The 25,635-nt window shown below is 36.6% G+C and carries 27 protein-coding genes; 11 read left to right on the forward strand and 16 right to left on the reverse strand.

Annotation, left to right across the window (positions count from 1 at the left end; translation table 11 throughout):
- Window positions 1-121 precede the first annotated feature (121 nt).
- From QEN48_RS07360 to QEN48_RS07385, 6 genes are all read right to left on the reverse strand, one after another.
- Window positions 122-877: an isopentenyl phosphate kinase gene (locus QEN48_RS07360; RefSeq protein WP_280108253.1), complete on the reverse strand. Its 756-nt coding sequence runs from the start codon at window positions 875-877 to the stop codon at window positions 122-124.
- Entirely contained in the window at window positions 874-1,842 is a 969-nt protein-coding gene (mvk, locus tag QEN48_RS07365) for a mevalonate kinase (RefSeq protein ID WP_280108254.1), read from the reverse strand. The genes QEN48_RS07360 and mvk overlap by 4 nt, the downstream gene beginning before the upstream one ends.
- Before the next feature lie 217 nt (window positions 1,843-2,059).
- Complete coding sequence (locus QEN48_RS07370; RefSeq protein WP_280108255.1) at window positions 2,060-2,836, reverse strand: MEMO1 family protein; 777 nt, start codon at window positions 2,834-2,836, stop codon at window positions 2,060-2,062.
- A gap of 219 nt (window positions 2,837-3,055) precedes the next feature.
- Window positions 3,056-3,676, reverse strand: coding sequence for a 30S ribosomal protein S2 (rpsB, locus tag QEN48_RS07375; RefSeq protein WP_280108256.1), 621 nt, complete (start codon window positions 3,674-3,676; stop codon window positions 3,056-3,058).
- 22 nt (window positions 3,677-3,698) lie between these two features.
- Window positions 3,699-4,979 carry an enolase C-terminal domain-like protein gene (locus QEN48_RS07380; RefSeq protein ID WP_280108257.1) on the reverse strand — a complete coding sequence of 427 codons (1,281 nt, stop codon included), beginning with the start codon at window positions 4,977-4,979 and terminating at the stop codon, window positions 3,699-3,701.
- Between the two features lie 389 nt (window positions 4,980-5,368).
- Window positions 5,369-5,602, reverse strand: coding sequence for a DNA-directed RNA polymerase subunit K (locus QEN48_RS07385; RefSeq protein ID WP_280108258.1), 234 nt, complete (start codon window positions 5,600-5,602; stop codon window positions 5,369-5,371).
- A gap of 501 nt (window positions 5,603-6,103) precedes the next feature.
- Between QEN48_RS07385 and QEN48_RS07390 the strand changes: the two genes are divergently transcribed.
- The 3 genes from QEN48_RS07390 to QEN48_RS07400 all read left to right on the forward strand — a co-directional run bounded on the left by QEN48_RS07390 (window position 6,104) and on the right by QEN48_RS07400 (window position 7,813).
- Window positions 6,104-6,427: a hypothetical protein gene (locus tag QEN48_RS07390; protein WP_280108259.1), complete on the forward strand. Its 324-nt coding sequence runs from the start codon at window positions 6,104-6,106 to the stop codon at window positions 6,425-6,427.
- A 219-nt stretch (window positions 6,428-6,646) separates the two neighbouring features.
- Window positions 6,647-6,979 (forward strand): SWIM zinc finger family protein, encoded by a 333-nt coding sequence (locus tag QEN48_RS07395; RefSeq protein ID WP_280108260.1) that lies wholly within the window; start codon window positions 6,647-6,649, stop codon window positions 6,977-6,979.
- A gap of 156 nt (window positions 6,980-7,135) precedes the next feature.
- Window positions 7,136-7,813: an HAD family hydrolase gene (locus tag QEN48_RS07400; RefSeq protein ID WP_280108261.1), complete on the forward strand. Its 678-nt coding sequence runs from the start codon at window positions 7,136-7,138 to the stop codon at window positions 7,811-7,813.
- 106 nt (window positions 7,814-7,919) lie between these two features.
- On the opposite strand, the gene QEN48_RS07405 is transcribed toward QEN48_RS07400, so the two are convergent.
- Window positions 7,920-8,597 (reverse strand): PHP domain-containing protein, encoded by a 678-nt coding sequence (locus QEN48_RS07405; RefSeq protein ID WP_280108262.1) that lies wholly within the window; start codon window positions 8,595-8,597, stop codon window positions 7,920-7,922.
- Between the two features lie 484 nt (window positions 8,598-9,081).
- On the opposite strand from QEN48_RS07405, the gene QEN48_RS07410 reads away from it, so the two are divergent.
- Window positions 9,082-10,431 (forward strand): MBL fold metallo-hydrolase, encoded by a 1,350-nt coding sequence (locus tag QEN48_RS07410; protein ID WP_280108263.1) that lies wholly within the window; start codon window positions 9,082-9,084, stop codon window positions 10,429-10,431.
- Between the two features lie 98 nt (window positions 10,432-10,529).
- Here the strand turns inward: QEN48_RS07410 and QEN48_RS07415 are convergent, their stop codons facing one another.
- Window positions 10,530-10,769, reverse strand: a complete 240-nt coding sequence (locus tag QEN48_RS07415) for a hypothetical protein (protein WP_280108264.1) — start codon at window positions 10,767-10,769, stop codon at window positions 10,530-10,532.
- 98 nt (window positions 10,770-10,867) lie between these two features.
- On the opposite strand from QEN48_RS07415, the gene QEN48_RS07420 reads away from it, so the two are divergent.
- Window positions 10,868-11,647, forward strand: coding sequence for an NAD+ synthase (locus QEN48_RS07420; protein WP_280108265.1), 780 nt, complete (start codon window positions 10,868-10,870; stop codon window positions 11,645-11,647).
- Window positions 11,648-11,702: 55 nt separating this feature from the next.
- Here the strand turns inward: QEN48_RS07420 and QEN48_RS07425 are convergent, their stop codons facing one another.
- Window positions 11,703-12,194 carry a GNAT family N-acetyltransferase gene (locus QEN48_RS07425; RefSeq protein WP_280108266.1) on the reverse strand — a complete coding sequence of 164 codons (492 nt, stop codon included), beginning with the start codon at window positions 12,192-12,194 and terminating at the stop codon, window positions 11,703-11,705.
- 349 nt (window positions 12,195-12,543) lie between these two features.
- Here QEN48_RS07425 and QEN48_RS07430 point away from each other — a divergent pair, with 349 nt between their 5' ends.
- Both QEN48_RS07430 and QEN48_RS07435 read left to right on the forward strand, forming a co-directional pair.
- A complete protein-coding gene (locus QEN48_RS07430) occupies window positions 12,544-13,092 on the forward strand; it encodes a flavin reductase family protein (protein ID WP_280108267.1) in 549 nt (182 codons plus the stop codon).
- Window positions 13,093-13,201: 109 nt separating this feature from the next.
- The gene (locus QEN48_RS07435) at window positions 13,202-14,308 is read left to right on the forward strand and encodes an ABC transporter substrate-binding protein (protein WP_280108268.1); all 1,107 of its coding nucleotides are present in this window, start codon (window positions 13,202-13,204) and stop codon (window positions 14,306-14,308) included.
- 74 nt (window positions 14,309-14,382) lie between these two features.
- Here the strand turns inward: QEN48_RS07435 and QEN48_RS07440 are convergent, their stop codons facing one another.
- Window positions 14,383-14,706, reverse strand: a complete 324-nt coding sequence (locus tag QEN48_RS07440) for a hypothetical protein (RefSeq protein WP_280108269.1) — start codon at window positions 14,704-14,706, stop codon at window positions 14,383-14,385.
- 761 nt (window positions 14,707-15,467) lie between these two features.
- Between QEN48_RS07440 and QEN48_RS07445 the strand changes: the two genes are divergently transcribed.
- Window positions 15,468-15,662, forward strand: a complete 195-nt coding sequence (locus QEN48_RS07445) for a MoaD/ThiS family protein (protein WP_280108270.1) — start codon at window positions 15,468-15,470, stop codon at window positions 15,660-15,662.
- A gap of 54 nt (window positions 15,663-15,716) precedes the next feature.
- Here QEN48_RS07445 and QEN48_RS07450 read toward each other — a convergent pair whose 3' ends face one another.
- From QEN48_RS07450 to QEN48_RS07475, 6 genes are all read right to left on the reverse strand, one after another.
- Entirely contained in the window at window positions 15,717-16,478 is a 762-nt protein-coding gene (locus QEN48_RS07450) for a ZIP family metal transporter (protein ID WP_280108271.1), read from the reverse strand.
- A gap of 425 nt (window positions 16,479-16,903) precedes the next feature.
- On the reverse strand, window positions 16,904-17,593 hold the full coding sequence (gene phoU / locus QEN48_RS07455) for a phosphate signaling complex protein PhoU (RefSeq protein WP_280108272.1): 690 nt from the start codon (window positions 17,591-17,593) through the stop codon (window positions 16,904-16,906).
- A gap of 32 nt (window positions 17,594-17,625) precedes the next feature.
- Window positions 17,626-18,369: a phosphate ABC transporter ATP-binding protein PstB gene (gene pstB / locus QEN48_RS07460; protein WP_347985135.1), complete on the reverse strand. Its 744-nt coding sequence runs from the start codon at window positions 18,367-18,369 to the stop codon at window positions 17,626-17,628.
- Between the two features lie 136 nt (window positions 18,370-18,505).
- Entirely contained in the window at window positions 18,506-19,339 is an 834-nt protein-coding gene (pstA, locus tag QEN48_RS07465) for a phosphate ABC transporter permease PstA (RefSeq protein ID WP_280108274.1), read from the reverse strand.
- A 59-nt stretch (window positions 19,340-19,398) separates the two neighbouring features.
- Window positions 19,399-20,304: a phosphate ABC transporter permease subunit PstC gene (gene pstC / locus QEN48_RS07470; protein ID WP_280108275.1), complete on the reverse strand. Its 906-nt coding sequence runs from the start codon at window positions 20,302-20,304 to the stop codon at window positions 19,399-19,401.
- A 70-nt stretch (window positions 20,305-20,374) separates the two neighbouring features.
- Window positions 20,375-21,340, reverse strand: a complete 966-nt coding sequence (locus QEN48_RS07475; protein ID WP_280108276.1) for a substrate-binding domain-containing protein — start codon at window positions 21,338-21,340, stop codon at window positions 20,375-20,377.
- Window positions 21,341-21,449: 109 nt separating this feature from the next.
- Between QEN48_RS07475 and QEN48_RS07480 the strand changes: the two genes are divergently transcribed.
- From QEN48_RS07480 to QEN48_RS07490, 3 genes are all read left to right on the forward strand, one after another.
- Complete coding sequence (locus QEN48_RS07480; protein ID WP_280108277.1) at window positions 21,450-22,478, forward strand: phosphate uptake regulator PhoU; 1,029 nt, start codon at window positions 21,450-21,452, stop codon at window positions 22,476-22,478.
- Between the two features lie 82 nt (window positions 22,479-22,560).
- Window positions 22,561-23,823, forward strand: a complete 1,263-nt coding sequence (thiC, locus tag QEN48_RS07485) for a phosphomethylpyrimidine synthase ThiC (RefSeq protein ID WP_280108278.1) — start codon at window positions 22,561-22,563, stop codon at window positions 23,821-23,823.
- A 122-nt stretch (window positions 23,824-23,945) separates the two neighbouring features.
- A complete protein-coding gene (locus QEN48_RS07490) occupies window positions 23,946-25,463 on the forward strand; it encodes a 2-isopropylmalate synthase (protein WP_280108279.1) in 1,518 nt (505 codons plus the stop codon).
- Window positions 25,464-25,635 lie beyond the last annotated feature (172 nt).

Raw genomic sequence — 25,635 nt, forward strand, 5'->3', positions numbered from 1 at the left:
ATATACAATGAATTTTTACTTTCTTCTCATATGGAAATACTCGGTTTATTTGGAGCATTCTCTAAAATCGCTTTAATTTAGTGTATTGCTGGAAATAGTTTAACAACCATAGTTTTATAGTTTATTTTATTTCGGTTCCTATTTTTTGGCCTTCAAGGAATTTTGTTATCGATTCGGGTTTTGTTGCATCGAATATATAGGATGGTATGTTTGTGTCTAAGAGTTCTTTTACTTTGTTTTTCATGCCACCTGTTACGTCTGTTGACTCGGATGTTTTGAGGTGTTTTTTATGTTTTTGTTTGAATTTATCGATTTTTTCGCCATTACTGTTTAGTACTGGTGTTTTTGTTGCCATTCCTATTCTATCTATTTCTAGTTTGCTGTTTCTAGCTATGTATGAGATTATTTTGTCCCCTGATAGTACGGATCCTCCGAACTCTGTATCTAATACCATGTCTCCATGTAATATTGGTATCATTTCTTTTTTTATTGCTGAATAGATTAATTCTAGTTCGAATTTTTTTATCTGGCCTTTTTTGGAGATTACACATGAGGATGGGTGTATCGTTAGGGTTGGGGCTCCATGTTCATTTAATGATTTTACAAAAAATGTATTTAGTTCTTTAACACTTCTTCTAACTTTTTCCATTGAAATTAAAGCTTTTCTAGACCTATCTCTCTCTGTTATTTTTTTGGGTTTAATTAGGTTTTCTTCTTTTACTATTGGATGGCCATATGAACCTGCTCCATGTACTAATATCAATTTTTTTGGTGATTTAGCTATTTCTTTCGTGACTCTGTTAACTGTTTTTTCATCGATAGACTTATATCCATTTTTTTCTGTTATAACGCTTCCACCTACTTTAAGTAGCTTCATTCTTCACGTACTCCAGTTCTTGTTATCTTTGTTTCAAATGCTTCATATCCATTTGATTTAATTGATGACTTGATTTTTTGTGAATTATTTCCTATGGCAAGTATACAGCCACCACCACCAGCACCGGTTATTTTTGCTCCTGAAGCACCTGCTTCCCGAGCTATATATACTATTTCATTTAGTTTTTGGGTTCCAACACCCAATGAATCTAAAAGTCCATGGTTTACGTTCATCAATCTACCTACTGCATCATAATCATTTTTATTAACTGATTGAAGGCCTTGTTTGGTTATTTTACCTATAGATGTTATTACCGGCTCGATGATTTCTGGGAAACTTTCTTTAAGTCTACTTACTTGTTCAACTAGAACTCCAGTTGGACCTGGTTGGCCGGTGAATCCAATTACAACAGGAATCTCTAGAGAGCCTTTTTTCTCCAATTCTTCTCCTGTTTCAACCCATGTCAAACCACCCATTGTTGAGGTGAAAGTATCACATGGACTAGCTCTTTTCTGAACCTTTTTTTCAACTCTGTATGCAGTTTCTGCTATTTCATCCTTAGTTAGCTCTAAACCTAGTAATTCGGATAGACTTTTTATTGATGCAACGGTTACTGCTGCGGATGAACCTAATCCTCCACCATAAGGCAATTGGCTTTCTATATTCATCTCAAACCCAGGTATATCTTTTTCAATCGATTTAATTTCCTTAATTGATTCGAAGACATATTCAAGTGGTTTTAATGTTCTTTCTCCCGGGATTAAGCGAGTTTCATCATTTATTAATTCTACCGTTACGTCTTTAAAAAAAAGATCATTTGAAAAAACCTTTATTACATTATCCGATCTCTCTTCAACTGTAACAAAAACTCTCTCATCTATTGCACATGCTAACGCTGGTTCGCCATAAACAACGGCGTGTTCACCAAATAAATACACTTTTCCAGGTGCAGAAAACTTAATCATTATAAACCACTTTGATTAGATAATTCAAGATTATTAAGTCTTTATTAGAGATACAGACCCGTTTCTACTTATAATTTAATTTTTTCTCTGAAAGATTGATTTATGGCACCTTTATCTCCCTACCCTAATGAGGGGTTTTAGCCCGAAATCAAAACATAAATTAAACCACTTTAAGATAATTTTCAAAGCCTTGTTTTCCCTAACTTATTTCAGGTTTTCATCTAAAGTTTATTGCTGCGTAACCTACGACTTGATTTCTATCTCCGGTTGTTTCTGCACTTGTTGTATACTCAAGTAATTCACCTTCTACTTCTTGGTTTCTAGCAATCTCTATTGCAACAGCTATTGGGCCATATCCGCAGATAGATATGTTGTTTTTTCTTACTGTGTTGTAAAATCCATCTATGTCTAGGTTTAGTATTTTTTCTATAGCTTTTTTGTCTTTCTTTTTTGCAGAACTCTCTGATTCGTAATGTGTGAAATCGCTGCTTGAAATTAAAGCTACTTCATATTCTTCCATTATCTCTAGTATTTTCTGGGATAACTCAATAGCGGTTTCCTTGTCTTGTAGTCCCATAGAGATTGGCACGATTTTGAAGTCTTTATGGAGGTATTGTAAGAAGGGGAGTTGTACTTCTATCGAGTGTTCTTGTTCATGGGCCAATGAGTCATATACAGCTATATCTGTTAGTTTATCTGATATCCCTGTATCTACCTCGATTTCGCCCAAGGGTGTTTTCCAACGATCTTTTGATAGGGATAGAGCGGCTCCACGTCCATGATGGTCTGGCCCTACAATAATGTATGTATCAACATCTCTTAGAGTTGAAATAGATTTTCCTGCGACTCTACCTGAATATCTATATCCTGCATGTGGAGAAATAGCTACCAATCCATCTCTAGATTCAGTAACGCTAACATTTTTCTCTATAAAATCAATTAACTCTTTTTTAGATCCGGGATAGAAGGTGCCAGATACTGCTGGATTCCTCATATTTATTTCTATTGTATATTTGAACAAAGATTTTTCGTTCCCACACTAAACCTCAGGGACATCCTTATCCCCCTAGAGAGGAGAGTTCTCACCCCTGAATCAACGTGAAAGTGTTCTAAAAAATATATTTAGGGCTCTCTTTAGCGTTTTTATTTCCCTATATCAAGGGTTTTTTATTGGGCCACGGGTTTTGGCCCGTGGTTTCTGGGTTTTTTGAGTTTAGATTTCTGTTTCGAAATCTTCTGGTTCGTATTTGAATTTGTCTTGTTCGCTTAATCTTCCTTGGCTTTTTACTGTTTCTCTTGCGAGTAACCAATATACCATTGCAAGTGATTTCCGTCCTTTGTTGTTTACGGGTATTACGAGATCTACGTTTGAAACCATGTTGTTTGTGTCGCATAAGGCGATTACTGGTATCCCTGATGTGTTTGCTTCGTTTAGGGCTTGTTGGTCTCCTATTGGGTCTGTTGCTACTACTACTTCTGGTTCTGTGTATACATCTAGGTTTGGGTTTGTGAGTGTTCCGGGTATCATTCGGTCGACTATTGCTTTTCCACCAATTATTTTTGCAAACATTTCGGCTGGTTTTTTTCCGTATTCCCGTGCGGATACGGCTAAGATTTTTTCTGGTTCAAACTGTGATAGGAAGTTTGCTGCTGTTTTGATTCGTTGATCTGTTTTCTCTATATCGAATATGTATAAACCGTCATCTCTTGCATGGTAGATGAAATCTTGCATGTCTTTAGATTTGTTCTGTGTTCCGATGTGCACTCCTGTTTTAAAGTAATCTTCAGTAGGAATCAATGTTTCTTTTTCTTCTAATACGTCTTGTGTTTCCAATTTAACACCTCATTTTTTTAGGTTAATCTCCAGTAATAGCTACTGGTATGTTTCCATTTTCTTCAATTCTAATTAATTCATTTAGTTTGGCGGTTCTTTCACCACCAATTGCCCCGGTTTTAATGATTTCGGAGCACGCGACAGCTAAGTGAGCTATTGCGGGGTCGGTTGTTTCCCCTGATCTATGGGAAACAGCTGTATAACAATCATATTCTTTAGAAACTTCTATTGCCTTTAATGTATCCTGTAAAGTACCTATTTGGTTTGGTTTTATTAGGACTGTGTTGGCTGCTCTAATCTCCATTCCTTTCTTAATTCTGTGTTTGTTAGTTGTGAACAAATCGTCTCCACATATTAGGGCTCGGTCACCGATTTCTTCTGTGAGTTTGCTGAAGCCTTTGTAGTCATTTTCATCTAATGGGTCTTCAACGTAGAAGATATCATAATCCTCTATTAATTGTGTTATAAACTCTATCTGGCTTTCAGTGTTTCTATCTTTATCTCTACGATATTTATATACAGATCCATCCCACATCTCGCTTGCAGCGACATCAAGAGAAATTTTAATATCAAAACCAAGTTTTTCACTGATTTTATTTATCGATTTATTAAGTATTCCGAGAGCTTCTTCAGTTGTTAAAGGAGCTACCCACCCAAGTTCATCTCCTTTTCCACCACCAAAACTAGATATCTGGTTGGAAAGTCTCTCTCCAACTTCATGGTGAACTAAAGCGTTAGCAAAAACTGCATCCTGCACTGTAGGAGGGTTCACTGGGATTGTTAAAAACTCCTGAATCTCTGTAGAACCCTCACCAGCATGCTCACCACCTTCAATTATATTCCCCAATGGCAATGGCATACTTGGGGTATATCCAGCTAAAACAGAGATATATTCATATAAAAACATCCCTTCATTTTTAGCAGCCGCTTTAGCAGTTGCTATAGAAATTGCTGTTGAAGCATTGCTCCCCAAACGACTAAAATCTCCAGTTCCATCGATTTCTCTTAAAAAAGAATCGATTTCGAATTGTTCATGTGCATCACGACCTAACAACCGGGGTTTAACTTCATTCTCTATCAAACTAATAGACTCTTCCACGCCACCATCCGGTAAAGCAACCGCTTCATGTTCACCAACACTCGCACCACTCGGAGAAGAAAACCTACCAACAACACCACCTAAATCAACCTCAACCTCTATAGTCTCCTCACCACGACTGTTCAATAGCTTACGAGTCCGAATGTCTTTAATTTCGCCCTTCATGTTGATTGATCCTGCTCCTGACTTTTCTACATTAACCATAAACACTTAAATCAATATCTTAACCCAACAAACCAAATGGCTGAAAAGGTGCTTACAAAGAATCTCACTCTTCCATAACCAAACACCACAACACTATATTTCTACTGCCCATTTGGGTTTCAAAACACACATACCGACGTCCTTATTTTGTCCAAACCTTTTTTCAAATTACGACACATCTCAGCCAAACAAACGTCAACTGCCTTCGTAATATCTGGCCGTAATTATTATTTAATTTTCCCACTACAAACCAACTTAAACCAACTTAAACCTATCAACCAGAACAAAATATTAAAAATTTCTCTCAAAAACTACTCCATCTAAATTAACCAAACTATTCAAAACCATAAAATATTGGCTCAAAAAACACCAAAAAATGGAGAGAAATTTTAAGTCGATTCAGTTTGACTCTCCCGATATTCATCAAAACTACCGAAATAATGATTACGTTTCTTAGTTTTATCACGAACTGTTAGAGGTATAACCTCTTCATCAAGTTCTTTCTTAGCAATGTCAATAGACTCCATCTCCTCATCCGTCTCTACAAGAACCGGTGCACCAAGAGATATCTGTAGAGCTCTGGCCCCAATTATCCTAGCCTTTTCAAACTTTGTATACTTCAAAACAATGACACCTCACAAGAAAAAATAAATCATTCAGCCAACATAGTTAAATCTCCAACAATAAAAACCTTTTGACTTAAAACCAAAAACATACCCGCAACTCTATCCTAAACCGGAAAAAACAAGCAATAAAGAAGTTCGCCGGTCAAAAACTCAGACATCTCCATTAAATAGTTCCCAAAAACAAGCTCTAAACAAAGAAAATCTAATTAAATTCTATTTATGAAGACCAAAATTAAGTTAAAAACCAATGAAATGACCTCCCCCTCAAAGAGAAGAGGTCTTAGCCCTGAGTTAAGATAAAACATGTTTCGAATATAGCTATAAAATCCGGTATTTTTCAAATATTTTAATAGAGCTGGAAATACATTGGTTTTGTCACGACTTTGCTAATGAGGTTGAAGCCTTTGGAAAAACTTATCTTAAGGTTGTCAAGCCTTCTAAAGCAAATAAAACATCACTTTGTAGGCTAGTTAAAAGAAGAAAAGAGGTTTGAAGATTATGGTTGAACTTAAAGATTGGTACAAATACTTATGGATATTAGGTTTTTTAGGATTGTTAGGTTTGTTCACAGATAATTGGGCATTCTATGGTTTTTTCGGTTTTTTTGGATTTATAGCATTTAGATCCACTAAACCTGCACAAGTAGATCTAAATAGATCCACAAGAAATGCCTTTATAGTTTCATTGCTAATATTCGCAACTTTCACCCCATACGCTACCTTAGTCGATATACCTGAATTGTATATCTCCGGATATGCCCTAAATTTCACTTTAATGATACTAGTATTCGTACTCTCAATGATGTACTACGAAAAAAAATAACAAAAAAACCAATAGAACTCAAAAACAGGTTAAAACCTACCAAAACCTACCAACCATCTATTATTTATATTAAATAGATCTTTTGATTAATTGGTAAACAACTAAACTACTCCATGCAGTTTTTTATTTAGAGGTTTTTGTACATCCAAAAATCTTTGTTGTTGAAAAATATCTAGAACTGTAACTAATACTGTAACTAGTAACTATAGCATTCTATTCTTGGAGCTGGGTTATATCACTAGAGAAATTGAGTTATCTGATATTGAAGAAGATGTTATCGAAATACATGGGAAGAGAGGGGAAAAGGCTGTTAAAGGCGTTAAAAAGGATTGTGTTAAGAAATATAGGGATTTCTGGGTTGTTGTAGGTAGTGAAGACCATGTAGTTATAAATGATGCTTTTTGTGACTGTGAAGATTATTTATACGAAGTTTCCTCAAGAAACTCGGATATAGAGTATTGTTGGCATGCTATAGCCGTTAAACTAGCTAAAAAAACAGGCTTATATAGTGAAGTAGATGTTTGGTATCATGAAATCAAAAAAAACCTGTAGTCAAAAAAACTATTTTAACTATTTTTCTTCACATAAATAGAAAGATCAAAAATACAAATCATTGATACAACTTATTTGCAGTTGGATTCAATTACTTGTTAAACTAATAGATTAATTAGATTAATAGATCATGGTTTTTAGTTGGGTTGTTTGTTTATGGTTGAAATAATATCTTTTGATGCTGATGGGACTTTGTTTAGAGTTGATATTTTGAAGAGGTTTTGGTTTCAAGAAATTCCAAAACTATATGCTGATAGACATTCAGTTGAACTGGATGAGGCTGTTTCTGAAGTTAAGGGACAGTATAAGGAGATTGGTCCCAGTGATATTAGGTGGTATTTACCTGAATATTGGTTTAATCGTTTTGAATTAACTGAATCTCCTAGAGAAGTGGTTAATGAGATTAGTCATGAGGTATCGCTTTATGGTGATGCTAGAGATGCTTTGATTGAGTTAAATAAGGATTATACATTAATTGTTGTTTCAAATTCTCCGAGAGAGATACTTGATACACAGATTAGTCGGATACCTTCATATTTTGATTATGTTTATAGCTCAGTTTCAGATTTTAAAAAAGTAAAAAACGACCCTGATTCTTATAGGCTGGTTGCAAAAGACCTGGATGTTGCTCCAGATAGAATTCTCCATGTGGGGGATAATAGGGAGCATGATTTCGAAGTTCCAAGACAGATAGGAATGAAGTCCTTACACCTTGATAGGTATACAGATAATCAAAAAGAAAACAGAATAAACAGTTTGAGAGAACTCACAAACAGTGATTTAATCAAAAAAATTAGGTCAAAAGAAATATTCAAAGAGATCCAAGAAAACTAGTTTTATCTTGATTCAGGGCTAAAACCTCTTCTCTTTAGGGAGAGGAGGATGGAACTAAAACAAGATAATAGTTTTTTTGAATGAGTATTGTGTTTTATCTCCTTGTTTATCTACTTAGTCTTCTAGCTATTTCTCTGAAAAAAGAGCTTAAAGCTTGTTTAGTGAAAAGGGTTAATGGTGTTTTTATTAGTTCTATCTCTGTCTGGCTGGATCTTACTGCTTCGAATATTCCCTCTACTGTTTTTTCACAATCCAGTTTTGTAACTCCTCGTCCAACCATTGCGGGGATATGAGAGTCGCTTCCAGCAACTATAGGGATGTTGTTTTTCTTGGTATATTTTTTTGCTCTAGCGTTGGCTATTCCGGTTATATAACGTGAGTTATAGACCTCTACTGCATCGATTTTGTCTTTTAGTTTATCTATTTTCTGACCGATTCCATGTCTATATCTATGGAATAGATGTGGAACTATAATGAAGGCGTTTTCTTTTTTAGCTATTTCTATAGTCTTTTCTACTGATAGGCCTGACTCGATTTTTTTGTTAATCCCTAATACGATGAGGTGGCCGTCTTGTGTTGTCACTTCAATTCCTGGAATCACTATTAGTTCTCTTTCTTTGCATATTTCTTGGGCTTCTATATTGCCTTCAATTCGGTCATGATCTGTTATAGCTATTGCATCTAGTCCTTGTTTTTCAGCAGAATCTATAATTTCTTTTATAGTGCCTGTTGCATCTTCGGAATATTCGGAATGAACGTGGAAGTCTACTCTAATATATCTCACCTATCTCTTATCTCAGTGACATCTTCACTTACCAAACCTTATGGTTTGTGAGGACAGTTCACAGTTGTCGGCTTCATTCCACGACTAAAGTCGTGGGCTTTCGGCTTGAAAAACTGTAATTTGTCTTCTCGGCAAAGGGGATAACTCTATTTCTCACTTAGTTTTAGGTTTTAGTATTAGTTTGGTATATCTATGTCCGTTTTTTAAGGGATATAATGGTTTTTTTGAGGTCAAAGGTAAGTTGGACTATGGTTTTGCATTTCTCCCTTAGTTATTCTGCTATCGCTTTCTGATATATGTGGCATAATCCTCTCCCTGGAGAGGAGAGGTCTTAGCTCTGAGTTAAGAATGATTCAAGTTAGTTGTGGAGCTCTCTGCTTTATTTAGATTATAAAGCTGGTTTTTATTTGTTTTATAGTTTTCTGTTTTTTTTTGTTTGGTTGAACGAATGTTTTTTATGTGTGTTATTAATAGATGTTATTTGATGTTTTTTGAAAGAGTGGTTTCTGAGGGTTTGGCGCATTTTTCTTATGTAGTTGGTGATAAGGGGGAAGCGGTTGTTTTAGATCCAAGAAGAGATGTTTCTGTTTATTTTGATATTTGTCTTTCCAATGATTCGAGAATTAAGTTTGTACTTGAAACTCATCGTAATGAAGATTATGTTGTTGGTTCTCGGGAGATTTCTGATCGATGTGATGGCTCTGTTTTTCATGCGGATAGTCAATTAAATTATAGGTATGGTGGTGAGGTTGTTGAGGGAGATGAGTTTAAGGTCGGTGATTTGTTGATTAAGGCGATTAAAACCCCTGGCCATACCCCTGGTAGTATGAGTTATTTATTGTATGACAAAGATGGTGGGCCTTGGATTCTTTTTACTGGTGACTCTTTATTTGCTGGGGGGGTTGGAAGGACTGATTTGCTTGGGAGTCAGATGGTGGAGGAGATGACTGAAATGTTATATCAATCGATTTTCCGGAAAATCCTGCCTATAGGTGATGAAGTTATAGTTTGTCCTGCACATGGCTCTGGCTCTGCATGTGGAGCTTCTATCTCAGATAGAGATTGGAGTACTATAGGTATTGAGAGAATGAGAAATCCAATGCTCCAGGTTGAAGATAAAGATGAATTTATTGAAAAGGTAGGTGTTGAACTTAAAAGACCACCATATTTCAGGAGAATGGAGGAGCTTAATCTATATCCACCTGTATTAAAAAGACTTCCTGTCCCTACTCCCCTTAAACCAAAGGAAGTTAAAGAAAGATTGAATGGTTACCAAATTTTGGATACCCGTACTGAGCTTGAGTTTGGGTCTGCACATCTCATGAACTCTATATCTATCATGTCTAAAAACCTACCTAGTTTTGCAGGTTGGTTTTTAAATTACGAAGAACCTGTTTTATTGATTACAAACGATGTTGAGAACAACGTAAAAAAACTTATCCGATTGGGTTATGATAACATACAGGGATATCTATCCGGAGGTTTGTTAAGTTGGCATACCTCAGGATATCGAACTAAATCGATCGATACTATAACGGTCCATAAGTTATGTCAAAAAATAGATCGAGGCAAGGTAAACCACATACTGGACATTAGAGATGAAGAGGAATTGAATAGAGATGGTGAAATCGAAGGTTCGATTCAAATAGAATTAACTAAGCTTACAGAAAACACTGATAAAATCCCTAAAGATGGTGAACTATACATCTTTTGTGGTAGTGGTATAAGGTCTATGACTGCAGCAAGTGTTCTAGAGAGATATGGATTTAACAATCTAAATGTTGTTTTAGGGGGACTCGCAGGCTGGTCTTCAAGAAAAAAAGACATAGTCTAAAATCTCTAAAATCCCTTTTTTTCTACAAAGAGAAACTGGGTGAGGTTCTTAGGCCTGGATTAAAATAAAAAATATTGGGGTTTAAGGAGGTTCGCTTTTTAAGCGTTTTTCCTTTCCGCCCTTGCTATATCTCCATCTCCATCTACATAATAAATAAATTTGCTGTAATCCGGCTCTATCTCTGTGTTTTTAATCTCTTCTCTCTCTGGGTTGTCCATCTTTCCTCCGCCTCGATTCATTTTTGATCTAAATACGCTGAGCGTACCATTAACATTTTTAGCATAGTAGAGCCATCCACTCTCTTTCTCTATATCCAGCTTTTCTAATTTTTCTCCCAAAATATACACCTCATTCAACCAGTGGGTAGGTATTACCTAAATAAGTTTCGGTGTTTTTTACAAAGATTTATAAGTTTACGGGTAATATTCGGTTCTAAATGGTTATTCCGGAGATTTCACCAAAGGATGTAACTAGAAAAATAACTGAGTTTATAGAAAAAGAAGTAGAACGTTCTGGGTCAAAAGGTGTAGTTATTGGGTTGAGCGGTGGGCTTGATTCTACTGTTTTAGCGTATTTATGTTCTGAGATAGAAAATATAGATGTTTTAGGGATTTCACTTCCCATAAGCAATAGTAATAAAGAAGTAAAACAAATCAAGAAAAACCTAGATATCTTTTTTAGAGAAATCAAAATAGAAAGCATCATAAACTCTTTTTCAACTTCTATCCCAGAGATAGATCGACCATCAAATACAAAACTAGCTGACGGCAATTTAATAGCCCGAACCCGGATGTCCATTCTGTATTATTACTCAAACATTAACAACATGCTAGTAATGGGGACAGGGAATAAAAGTGAGATATATATCGGATATTTCACCAAGCATGGTGATGGAGCTGCTGATATCCAGCCAATTGGAGATTTATATAAAACCCAGGTACGGGAGTTGGCAAAACATCTTGGCGTACCTAAAAAAATAATCAATAAAGAACCAACTGCAGGTTTATGGAAGGGCCAGACCGATAAAAATGAGATTGGTATGGACTACCAAACTCTAGATTCAATTATTCACAAACTCGAAGAAAAAGAGTCCTCAATCAATCAGACTTCAAACTCTCTAGATATAAATAGTGAGTTGGTTATAAAAGTTAAAAATATGCATGAAAAAACAGTTCACAAGAGGAAAATGCCTCCAATCTGCCGAATAAATAAATAATCTTTTTTCACAATCTATGACTAAGGACCTCTTTCTCTTCAAGGAGAAGAGGATTTCACTTATTAGTTTGACATTTCATTATTATTGCGCTATCGCCATTTGAATAATAGTTATCCACAATCTTGGATTTCTCAAACCCAACTGCTTCATAAAATCTTATCGCCGTTTTATTAGTTATCCTTACATGGCACCATAATTCAGATAACTCTTGTTTCACTCTATTTATTAAAACAGAACCAACACCATTTCTTGTATACTCCGGATGTACACCGAAAATAGATATATATCCGTTGCGTCTGAAAATTATGAATCCAACAACTTCATTGTTTATTTTAGCTACATAACACTCATTGGCACTGAAATCAGCAGAAAAAGTTAAAAAATCCTGCCGCAACATACCTGTATGTTGATTACACTCTACCTTAACTCTCCAAGCAGGAAGAAGTTCTTTAATTCCAGCCCTTAAAACCTCTAAATCCGATAAAAACTCCTCTAACCCTACAGCCAAATCCGAATCAGAGTTTCCAACACTAATCTCTTTCGCCATCTTCAATCAAACCCAAAACCATTATCAACACAAATTAATTTACGGCAACCGAATCAAACACACCAAACCAAATATTAATTTCTAACTAACATCCCTCAATACAAGAATACTATTTTGATTAAAATATCATTTCCCATCAATTCTGGATATTAAACTATACCATCACCAAATTAAAAGATTAAATTAAAATAAATTTACTCATTAAAATAGATCTATATAGTTAAAAACTATTTAAAAAAAGTTTTGTAGAAATTGGAGGAATAAAATAAATGATATAAACACCAATATTGTTTAAGGAATATTTGGAAGGCTTTAATTTAAATCAAGCCTTTTTCTGGAGGTTTATATTATGAATGTTAGTTTGGATAAGTATTATGGATTAATTTCTCCTCGGCCTACAGTATGTATATCAACTGTTGATAGTGATGGTAATAGTAATCTAGCTCCGTATAGTTTTTTAACCCCTTTGTCCTTTGACCCTCCATTGATTGTTATTGGTGTTGGTGAGGGAAAAGATACTTTGGTTAACGCGAGAGAAATCGGTGATTTTGTGGTAACCCCACTGACAGAAGAATGGATGGTTGAAGGAATTAAAACAGGAAAATCATTACCTAAAGGAGAAAGTGAGTTCGAATTAGCAGGTTTAAATACCGTTAGTTCTGAGAAGATTGATTCTCCAAGTGTTGCTGAAGCAAAAGTAAATATAGAGTGTGAGTATTACGATGAATTCGAAGTTGGAGATCACATACTTTTAGTTGGAGAAGTTGTGAATATATCTGCTAGTGAAGATGCTGTTAAAAATAGTAGGTTAGCTATAGAAAACCTAGGGGCTGTCGGTCATATCTCTGGAGAAGAGTTTTCAATAGCTAGAGAGATAACAAAAATTAAAAGAAGTTAATTAAGTTGTATCTAAAAAACTGACTTATAAAAGGGGTTTGTTGTAACAACCTTATACGTGTTTTAGGTTGTTTAAGAGGATTTATACGTCTTTTAATGGAGTGATTTGTTTGAAAAAACTTAGGAAGCTTTCAAGAAGAGATTTCATTAAGTTGACAGGTGGTGTAGCCGCGGTAGCTACTGTTGGTGGTTGTATAGATGGGATTATTCCTGATACAGATGTTCAGTTAATAGTTAGATCTCCACCGCAGATGGTTGAAGAGCTCGGTGTGAACTCTATTGATGGCTTTATGGCTTGGGAGCCGTTTAACGCGGAAGCAGTTGTTTCCGGATATGGAAACATCATTATGGAGAGCGGTGAGATATGGCCAAACCATCCATGTTGTGTTATGGCCTACAATAAAGAGTGGTTCGATGAGAATGATGATTCAGAAAATATATTGAAAAGAATTGCCTGGGTGCAAGTTAAGTCAACTCGATGGATTAATGAAGCTCTTGATGAAGATAGTGATGAATATGACGAGGTTGTTGATTTATCGAGAGACTTTACAGATAGGGGTGAAGAAGTAGTGGAAAAGGCTTTTGGACCTATAAAATTCGAATATGAGTTGAATAAGGATGGTACTCAAAGATATATTGAGGATCTTGAAGAGTATCAGATATTCGATTTTGCTCGTTGGAACGAGGTTGGTTATGAAGATGCTGAAGAATACGCCGAAGATATTATAGAGAATGAATATATTGAATGGGCGATTGAAAACATCGAGTTATCTGCTGAAGAGGTTGTTGAAGAGACCGGTGGTGAATATGGATATGAAATAAACATCGGTCACCTTGAAAACGACCTTCACCAACTCGCGTATATAGTGGCTAGTGAAAAAGGTTTTTTTGAAGCTGTTGGCTTGACTATCGATGAACCATCAATATATCCAAATGGAGCTGAACTAATGCGAAGTGGTTTTGGAGATAACGACATTGATATAGGATATCTCGGAACAACACCCGCTTTGATTCATAGGATAAATACCCCTGGATGTGAAATAGGTATTTTCACTGGTGTTAATGAAGAAGGCTCTGCCATAGTCGCAAAAGAGGGGATTGAAGAGATTGAAGATTTCGCCGAAATCGAAGACGCTGTCTATGCAACTCCTGGGGAAGGAACAATGCAAGAATTCATGTCAATCCGGGTTTTCGATGACGCTGGACTAACACTATAACCCCTACTCAATTTCTTCCCTATTTTACCCAAACTCTGAGCTAAAACCTCATCCTCTAGGAAGGAGGAGAGGTTTCACTTTTTATTAATGTAGTATGTTGTTATCACATCAATTATTACGCCATAAACAACTCCTGCAAACCAACTAGGTATGTCATTGAATCCAGTTGTTATTGCTATTGCCGTTGTTACAAATACACCAAGTATGAGGCCTCTTATTGCTGAATTTTTAAGCCAGTTATCCTTTCCAGGGATTAAAGTCCAAGTTCCTGCGAAACCTATTATTGCACCCATCACTACCCTGTTATACCACATTCCTGTTATAAACCATTCATTGCCTTCAAAGCCTATTCGGCCTCCTACACCGATTATGCAGAAAATTCCTAGTATTGCTCCCAATAAAATTGCAGTTCCTATTCTCTTTGAATTAAAATTCATTTCAAAATTCATTTTAATACTATTTCCTTTATTTTATTAGTGGTTTAATCTTCACATAGAAAACGTAAAGGTTTTTTCCCAAACGGTTTAATGTAATTTTACATTTTTATCGTTTTAGTTTAGACTTTCGAATTTTTTATATTATTAAACAAGTTCTTGAAAAAATATTTTTCTGGTTAAAACCTGTTTAATCAGTTTTAAACGGCTTGTTATTTTAGAAATTATTAAAGGAATGAATAATGTTAATATTATCCTGATTAAGTGTCTAAAAATCTCTTATTTAGGGAGTGACAGAGGTCAGGTCTTGTGAATAGAGGTTGTCTTTGGCATTATTCGTGAGTTGAGGGAGAATACCGTTTTAGGTGATTATAAAGAGTTTTGGGTTTCTCTATCTAAATCGATGTAGTTTGAATTTTAGAGTTTAAGAAGGGTGTAGGGGGTGGTTTTTGTTTAGAATTAGGGCTTTAAATAGATCTATACTTTATATATAAGATGGTTTTTGTTTGTGGGAATAGTTTAGTGGTGTATATTTGTATTGTTTTATCGATAGATTTTTAGAGTTTAATTTCTAGATAGGTATGTAGGGTTTGATCTTGCCTCTAGGTGATGAATATGTCTAGGAAGAGAAAAGGACGTAAAAAGTCTAAGGAACTCGAGGAGAAACTGCTTGAAGAGCATCTTGATGACATTAAGAAGATTGAGGAGGGGAAAGAATCGGAAGAGTGATTGTTGAGTTAGAGGATGAAGAGATTGAAGTAGAGGTGAGTGAAGGGGAGAAGATATCGAGTCTGGTTGAGGAACTTGATATTGATGCTGAATCCATGGTTTTCACTATGGATGATAGGTTTGTGCCGATGGATGAAGAAATTAGGGGGTCTAGCCGTATAGGGGTTCATAGAGTTGTTTCTGGAGGTTGATTTTGGGTTTATTTAAAACCCATTTCCTTTCTTTTCTTTTTTTGTTTTTTGTTTTTAGTGTTGGTGTGGTACAAAGGTTTCCACTCCTAATATGATTGCTATTCCTAGTAGGAACATTGTTAGGATGATTATGCTTGTTTTTATGTTTTCTCCGTTATGTATTTCTGGTATTAGGTCTGCCGCACCTATGTATATGAATGCTCCTGCTGCAAAAGGTATTATGAATACGGGGTCGATTATTTCTGCTCCTATGTATGCTACTATTCCTCCTGGTATTATTAGTAGTGCTGCGAGGAAGTTGACGAATAGTGCTTTTAGTTTTTCCCAGCCGCCGTAGACTAATATTCCAAAGTTTCCTAGTTCTTGTGGTATCTCGTGTGCTGCTACTCCTATGGCAGTTACTATCCCAAGACTGTAGTCAACAAGGAATGCAGCGCCTATTAATATTCCATCAACGAAGTTATGAATTCCGTTTGCTATCAGTATCATATAGCTAAATGGGGTTTTCACGTGTTCTTCTGGTGCTTTATGGCAGTGATGCCAATTAAGGTATTGTTCAAGTATGAAAAAGAAAACAAAGCCCCCTATTATCAGTAGTGGTGCTGTAAGCTCTCCATGTCCAACTCCAAGCTCGTAAAATGCTTCAGGTATTAGGTGTATAAATGCTGCAGCGATCAATGTTCCTGCTGCGAAAGCCACTAACAGTTTAATGAGTTTTTTGAAAGTTTTATTACTTAATGCTAGAGTTAATATCCCAATCCAAGCTAGAAGCGCTATTATGGTTGTTGCCGTTAGAATCCAGATTAATTCCTGCATCTTTATCTCCAGTAATATATTAATTTATTTAATCACTCTTTTCATATTCTGACATCCAGCCGGAATTAAATCAGGGGTAGGTTTCAGACTGGTTGTGTGTTGATGGATATTTATTTTGTTTTGCATTTCCACATTACTTTATTTTTATATTTAAAAATGGTTTCAAAAATCTATAGGGATCATAACTTGTTTTTATTCAAGGTATCTATTTTTTGTAGTGACATCCTCCTCTCTCTAAAGAGGAGAGGTCTTAGCCCTGAGTTAAGATAAATCAATGTGTCTGGAGAAATTAAGTGTTGGATTTTGAGTTTAGAAGGAGTTTTTTTGTTTGTAGGTTTATTATATTTGTCTTAACGGAGTTTTTAGGGAGTTTATAGGTTTTTTTGGTTTTTGTTGATGTTGGGTTGGGGTGGTTTGTTTTTATTTTATTTTATTTTTACTCTTCTTCCTTCTAGCATGTATACTATTCTTGCTCCGATTTTGCATACTAGGTCGCCTGCTCTTTCGAGGTATCTGGCTACGAATAGTAGGTCGGTTGCTTCGTCGACTGTTTTTGGGTCTTTTACCATGAATATGAATAGTTCGTTTTGTATTTGGGTGAATGCTTCGTCGACTATGTCATCGTATTCTGATAGTGATTCTATTTCTCCTATTTGGTCGTTCATTATTGAGTTTTCGGTTATTTCTATCATTTCTGATATTGTGTCTACCATTCTTCGTGTGTCTACGAGGGGTTTTAGGGGTGGTTTGTCGCCTCTTTTTTCAGCTATGAGAGTTAGTCTTTCTCCTAAGTCGCATATTCTTTCTAGGTTATCTGCTATTTTCATCATTGATGCTATGAATCTTAAGTCGCTTGCGACTGGTTGGTGTAGGGTTATCAGGCGCATGCAGTCTTTTTCTACTTTTAGTGTTATTTTGTTGCTTTTTTCTTCGAGTTGGTGGACATGTTCCATTTTATTGGCGTCATAGTTTTCTAGTACGTCTACTGAATTGCATATTGTTTCTCTGGCGTAGTGGCATAGTTTGAGGACGTCGTTTCTGGTTTCTTCGATTGCTTCTTCGAAGCTTTTTCTTTTGGGGGGTTTTTGTTGGTTATCTTCTTCTATTTCTTTCATTTTAATCAACTATTTTTGAGTTATTTTTTGGGTTATCCGAATCTTCCTGTGATGTAGTCTTCTGTTCTCTGTTTTTTGGGGTTTTCGAATAGTCTATCTGTTTTTGAAAATTCTATTAGGTCTCCCATGTATAGGAATGTTGTGTAGTCGCTTACTCTGGCTGCTTGCTGCATGTTGTGGGTTACGATCACTACTGTGTATTTGTCTTTGAGTTTGAATATTAGGTCTTCGATTTTGGACATTGCTACTGGGTCTAGTGCTGAGGCTGGTTCGTCCATTAGTATTATTTCTGGTTCTACTGCGAGTGCTCTGGCTATGCATAGTCTTTGTTGTTGTCCTCCACTTAGGTCTAGAGCGGATTCGTCTAGTCTGTCTTCTATTTCGTCCCAGAGTGCTGCGTCTTTTAGGCTTTTTTCCACTATTTTGTCTAGTTTTTCTTTATCTTTGATTCCAGCGATTTTAGGTCCGTATGCTACGTTGTCGTATATGGATTTTGGGAAGGGGTTTGGTTTTTGGAAGACCATTCCTATTTCTCGTCTTAGTTTTGCTGTGTCAAGGTTTTTTTCGTAGATGTTTGTTCCGTTGTATTGTACTTGTCCTTTTATTGTGCAGTTTTCTATCATGTCGTTCATTCGGTTTAGACATCTTATGAATGTGGATTTTCCACATCCGCTTGGACCGATTATTGCTGTTACTTTGTTTCTTGGTATGTCCAGTGTTATGTTGTTTAGTGCGCGTGTTTCGCCATAAAATACTTCTAGGTTTCTTACGCTCATCGCTGGGTCTTCTATGTATTCTCCATCAATCTCGATTGGTTGGTTTGTTTTTTTGTTTGGTTTGTTTTTTCCTATTTTATTGGGTTTTGGTTCGTTTAATTCAGTTGTTGATAAAAGTTTTTTTAGCATAATTTTGTCACCTTTCGTATCTATTTCTTATATATACTGCTATTGAGTTCATTGTGAGTAGTAATGCCAGGAGTAATATGATTCCGGCTGCTGCTATCTCGTTTTGGAATGCTGCTACTGGTTCTTGTATCCATCCGTATATTTGTAGTGGTAGTGCGCTGAACTGGCTGAATAGGCCATCTGGTGTTGTGAACATGGATGTTGCTGCGCCGATCATTATTAGTGGGGCGGTTTCTCCTACTGCTCTTGATAGTGATAGTATTGTTCCTGTCATTATTCCGGGTAGTGCTTTTGGTAGAACTACGTTTCGGATGGTTTCCCATTTTGTTGCTCCTAATCCATATGATGCTCTTCTTAGGCTGTTTGGTACAGATTTTAATGCTTCTTGTGAGGATACGATGACGATTGGTAGTATAAGGAGTGTTAGTGTTAATGCCCCTGCTATTAAGCTACTTCCCATTTGTAGTGCTCTAACGAATAATGCGAGACCTAATAACCCGTATACTATTGAGGGGACGCCTGCAAGGTTGGATATATTGATTTCTATTATTTTCTTTATTTTTCCGTCTTTTGCGTATTCTTCAAGGTAGATTGCGGTTCCTACTCCGATTGGTAGTGTGAAGAATGCGGTTAGTATAATAAGGTATATTGAGCCTATGAGGGCTGGATAGATCCCTGCTTCTTCTGGTAGTATGGATGGTAGGCCTGTGATGAAATCTATTGATAGCCAACCCCAACCGCTTCTTAATACATCTGCTAGTAATACAAATAGGACTATGACCCCTACGAGTGTTGCCATTAGGCATATTGCGGCGAATAACCTTCCTCCAGGGCTGTCCATTTCCTGGCCTTTTATTAATTTGAAGGTTTTTAGTTGTTGGAGGGTTTTTTCTATGTCTATCAGTCGTATACCTCCTGATATCTTGATTTCATGTATTGGCTAACTAAGTTCATTAGTAATGTGATTATGAAGAGGAGTAGGCCTACTGCGAATAGGCTTTGGTAGGGTAGTGAGCCTACTGCTACGTCGCTTGAACCGATTTCGACCATTGCTGCAGTCATTGTCTGGATTGATTCGAATGGGTTTGCTGTTATGTTGGGGTTTCGGCCTGCTGCTATTGTTACTGCCATTGTCTCACCGATTGCTCTTGATATTCCAAGTATGAATGATGAGAGTATTCCTGAGACGGCTGCTGGTATTGTTATGTTTGTTGTTACTCTGAATTTTGTTGCTCCTAATGCGTAACCTCCTCTCTTTATTTCGTTGGGTACTGCGTTTATTGCGTCTTCGCTGAGGCTTGATACCATTGGAAGTATCATTATGCCTACTACAATGCTTGCGCTGGCTGCGTTGAATATTCCTACGTCTGGGAATATGGTTTGTAGGATTGGGGTTATGAAGGTTAGGGCGAAGAAACCATAGACTATTGTTGGTATTCCGGCTAGAACTTCTAATATTGGTTTGATGGTTTTTCGAGTTCTTTTGTCGGCATATTCGCTTAAGTATACTGCTGTTGCAACTCCGAGTGGGATGGCGACAATTGCTGCTCCAATGGTGATCATTATGGTTCCTGAAAGTAGTGGTAGTACCCCGAACTCTTGTGGTAGCATGGTGGGGTACCATTCTGTTCCGAATAAAAACTCTGTGATTGGGACTTCTGAAAAGAAGCGTATTGAATCGCTTAATAGTATGTATATTATTGCTAGTGTGGTTAGGACGGATATGATTGCGCAGGTGAGAAATAGTATTTTAAATCCTTTTTCTTTTAGGTTTCTTAGGCGTGTTGAGTCGAGGCTTTTGGTCATTTTGTAACCATTCCAATCCTTTTTTAATTCAATATTTCAGGTAGGTTTTTGTATGGAGATTTCTGTTTTTTTATTCCTCTATATCTAGTTCATCGAGTATTTGGTTTAGCTTGTTGAGGTTTTCTTGTTTTAGTTCTTCTCCACCTGGGACGTATCCTATCTGTTGTATTTCTTCACTTGCTGATTGTTCTATGTAATATTTTAAGAAATCTCTTATGTGTTGTTTTTTGAGTGATTGTTTGTTTACGTAGGTGTATACTGGCCTTCTAAGTGGTTGGTATTCTTCATTCAGTATTGTTTCAAAGGTTGGTTCTACTGGGCCATCGCTTTGATCGATTGATAGTGCTTTTATGTATTCTTTGTTGTTGTGGTAATATCTGAATCCGAAGTATGCCATTGAGTATTTTTGTTGTCTTACTCCGATTATGTTGTAGTTGTGGTTTTCGAAGCCGCTGTATCGTCTTGATGCACCTGTTTCCCCTACTATTTCTTTTGTGAAATAGTCAAAAGTGCCTGAAGCGCTTGTTGGTCCATATAACTCGATTTCTTTGTCTGGCCATTCAGGTTTTACATCGCTCCATTTTTCTGCGTAGTTTTCTGGTTTCCAGATCTGTCTTAGTTGTTCTGTTGTTATGTTGTCTATCCAGTCAGCGTTTTTGTTCACGACTACTACTATTCCGTCGTATGTTAATCTGAATTCTTCGAACTCTATGTTGTTTTGTTTGCATTTTTCTCGTTCTGAATCTGTTATTGGTCGGCTTGCGTTGTTGAAATGTGTTTCCCCTTCTGCGAATTTGGAGAAACCTCCGCCTGTTCCTGATGTTCCTAGTGATAGTTCAGCTCGGCCTTCGTATTCATCGTGGAATCTTCTTGCGATGAACATTGCGAGGGGGTAGATTGTTCCGCTGCCATCTATATTGATTCTGTATCTTCCGCCTAATGTTATGCAGCCTGGTATTAGTGCGGCAGTTGTTGTTGCTCCTATTAGTTTAAGGAAATCTCTTCTGCTGAGGTCTGTTGTCTTTGGCCAGTCCAATTGGTTTTCACCAGTGTTAAGCTAAATGGGTTAGACATATATAGCTTACCAATATAATAACTTGTATCTATATACAGTATATATTCTATGTATTTTAGTGGTTGGTATAATGGAATCAAGAAAAATCTACAAAAGCGGTGGCTCCACATACGTAATGTCACTACCCAAAAAATGGATAAAAGAATTCGAAATAAAAGAAGGCGATTCATTACTACTCTCAAAAAGCGAATCAGCAATAAACGTATACACTGAAAAAGGTGGAGCAGCCCAAAAAAACATAAAAATAAACACAAAACAAATCCCAAACCCAAACGGATTACTCAGAACAATAATAGCAGCATACCTAATGGGCGCAGAAACAATAATCATAGAACTAAACGAAAAAACAAAAGTAGAATTCAAAAAGAAACTAGAGACAGCAATAAACAACCTAATCGGAATCGAACTAGTCGAAGACATAGGAGACAAAATAACACTCGAAATATTCATAGACTACAAACGAATGGGTGCAACAAAAGTCCTAAACAGAATATACAACATAATGGACTCAATGCTACACGACCTAGAAAAAGGAATCAACCTCAACGACAAAGAAATGATAAAAGACGCCCTAAACAGAGAAGCAGAAGTAGACAGACTATACTTCCTAATAGTAAGAGAACTAAACTACGCAACAACATTCCAAGCCATACACGAAGAAATCGAAATAAAATCACCAAGAGACGTAATAAGCTATTACGCAATAGTAAAAAGCTTTGAAAGAGCCTCAGACCACATAGAAGACATAAGTAGAACATACCTACAGATAATAAAATGCACCAACAACACAAAAATCTCACAAGAAATCGTAGAACTAGCAAAAATGCTAAGAAAACTACTAAAAAAAGCATGGCAAACCAGAACAAACAAACAACTAAGAAACTACGAAGAAGTATTCAACGAAATCCAAACATTCCAAGAAAGACACAAAGAAATACACACAAAACTATTCACAGACCTAGAAAACCCATCACTCGTACGAAAATACACAGACATAATGATCTCACTAAGCAGAATCGCCCAATACATAAGCGACATGACAGAAAACGAAATAAACATAAACATAAAAAACTTCGCAATAACAAAAACCAGTAAATAACCAAAAAAACCAGAAAAAAACTAAATAAACCATAAAAAACCCTAAAAACTATTTTCAACAAAAAACAAACAAAAAGACAGAAATGCTAATCAAAAAAGCAAAAAAAGGAAAAACAACAAAAGAAATCAAAAAAATCGCGAAAAAAGAAAACATCGAAATAAAAAAACTAACCAAAAAAATCGCAAAAGGCCACGTAGTAATACCCAAAAATAACAAAAGAGAAATAAAAAACCCAACCGGAATAGGAAATGGCCTAACCACAAAAGTAAACGCAAATATAGGCACCTCACCCGACTATCAAGACACACAACAAGAAATAAAAAAAGCAAAAACCGCAATAGAGGCTGGAGCAGACACAATAATGGATCTAAGCCTTGGAAAAAACATGGACCAAACACTAAAACAACTAATAAAAGAAACAGAAGTCCCTATAGGAACAGTACCAATATATAGTGCCTTCTACGGCAAAGAAATCCCGGAGATAACAACAAACGACATACTAAAAACAATAGAAAAACACTGCAAAATGGGAGTGGACTTCATAACAATACACTCAGGAATAACACAAGAAGCACTACAAACACTTAATCGAACAAATAGAACAATGGACATTGTAAGTCGAGGCGGTTCTTTAATATCAGCATGGATTACACACCATCAAAAAGAAAATCCATTACACAAAAAATTCAACCAAATAATAGAGATAACAAGCGAATACGACATAACCCTAAGCCTTGGCGATGGAATGCGGCCCGGCTGTATCGACGACGCAACGGATAAAACACAACTAACCGAACTAAAGACACTTTCCAAACAAGTTGAAAAATGTCGAGAAAAAAATATCCAAGTAATGGTTGAAGGCCCTGGACACATACCTCTAAACGAAATCGAATTCAATGTAAAAATCCAGAAAAAACTATGTAACCAAGCCCCATTCTACGTACTCGGCCCCCTAGTAACCGACATCGCTCCGGGATACGACCACATAACCGGAGCAATAGGTGGTGCATTAGCAGCTTGGAATGGAGCCGACCACCTATGTTATGTCACACCTGCAGAACACCTATGCCTCCCAAACCAAAAAGACGTAAAAAAAGGTGTAATAGCCTCAAAAATAGCTGGACACGCTGCAGACATAGCAAATGGAATCCAAACAAACCAAGATAAAGAGATGGCGGAAGCTAGAAAAAACCTAGACTGGGAAAAACAAATTCAAAAAGCAATCGACCCCCGAAAACCCAGAGAATACAGAGAAAAAAGACCAACAAAAGACAAAGAAACATGCAGTATGTGCTCAGACCAATGTGCATTAAAAACCGCAGAACAATACCTAAAACAAAACTAAAAAAATTAATTCACGCCAAAAAAGATATCAACACAACCTCAATAGTTCAGTTAAGGCCGATGTCTTTTTTAATCTGTCAAGATTAATACCAGTACTAAAAAGAGGTTTTAATATGAGGGATGATGTTCTACAACAATAAAGAAAGAGAAATAAGAATATTTGACACAACACTACGTGATGGCGAACAAACACCTGGAGTTTCACTCAGCATCGATGAAAAAATAAAGATAGCTAGCCAGTTGGACAGCCTTAACGTAGACGCAATCGAAGTGGGGTTTCCATCCTCATCTAAAGGAGAGATGGATTCAGCTAAAAAAATAATAAAAGAAAACTTCGATTCAAACATATGTGGCCTTGCAAGAGCAAAAAAGACAGACATAGATGCATGTCTGGAAGCCGGAGTCGACACAATACACCTATTCATATCAACCTCAGATATCCAACTAAAACACACAATCAAGAAATCGAAAGATGAAGTAAAAGAAATCATCACCGACCAAATCACATACCTAAAAGACCACGATGTAAACTGCCTATTCTCAGCAATGGATGCAACCAGAACAGACATCGAGTTCTTAATAGACGTTTATAAAAAAGCTGAACAAGCAGGAGCAGACACAATAAACGTCCCCGACACAGTTGGAATAGCAACACCCCACTCAATGGGCCAGTTAATTAAAAAAATTTCCAACGAAATATCAATACCAATAGACATACATTGCCACAACGACTTCGGATTAGCAGTTGCAAACAGCCTACATGGAGTCGAGTTCGGCGCAAAACAAGTTCAAGTTACAGTAAACGGTGTTGGAGAAAGAGCAGGAAACGCATCACTCCAACAAGTAGTCATGGGAATAGAATGCCTACTAAACCTAAAAACAAACATAGAAACAGAGAAACTATATGAAACTTCAAAAATTGTCGAAAGACTAACAGGAATCCAAATACTACCAAACACCCCAATAATAGGAGATAACGCATTCTCACACGAATCAGGAATACATGCCCAAGGAGTAATATCCGACAGCGAAACATTCGAACCAGGAATAATGACACCCGAAATGGTGGGCCACAAACGCCGAATAGTACCCGGTAAACACGTAGGCCGACACGCAGTACGAAACATGTTACTCGACGCAGGACTCAAACCTAACGAAAAAGAACTCAATGAAATAGTCTCTAGAGTAAAAGACCTCGGAGACAAAGGAAAAAAAGTAACAGATGTAGACCTATACACAATCGCCGAAGTCGTAATGAACTCAATATCTAAAGAAGTCATAGACCTACAAGAACTAGCAGTTATGACAGGAAACCAAATGACACCCACAGCATCAATAAAAGCCAAAATCAAAGGAAAAGAAAAAAGAGCATCCGACATAGGCGTAGGACCTGTAGACGCAGCAATAAACGCAGCACAATCACTAATAGATGAATTCCCAGACATAAGCCTAAAAACATTCAAAGTCGAAGCAATCACAGGTGGATCCGACGCAATAGCAGAAATAATAATAGAAGTAGAAGACGACGAAGGAAGATCCGTAACAGCTAGATCTGAAAGCGAAGACATAGTAATGGCAAGCGTCGACGCATTAATCTCAGGCATGAACCAACTAATGATCAAAAGAAAAAAACAAAAATAAAAACTATACCCCCATAAAAAACGGGGGTTAGCTATATTATCCTAAAGCAGGCCTTAAGAACTCTTTCTCTTTAGAAGAAAGGTCACTTCACGGCGGTGTCCAAAACCTGAATTGAAAATGATTCCTTAAAAAGGGTGAAATCATTTTCCCCCTGAAGAGGAGGTGACTTACT

The organism is Methanonatronarchaeum sp. AMET-Sl, assembly GCF_029854155.1.
Lineage (GTDB): Archaea > Halobacteriota > Methanonatronarchaeia > Methanonatronarchaeales > Methanonatronarchaeaceae > Methanonatronarchaeum.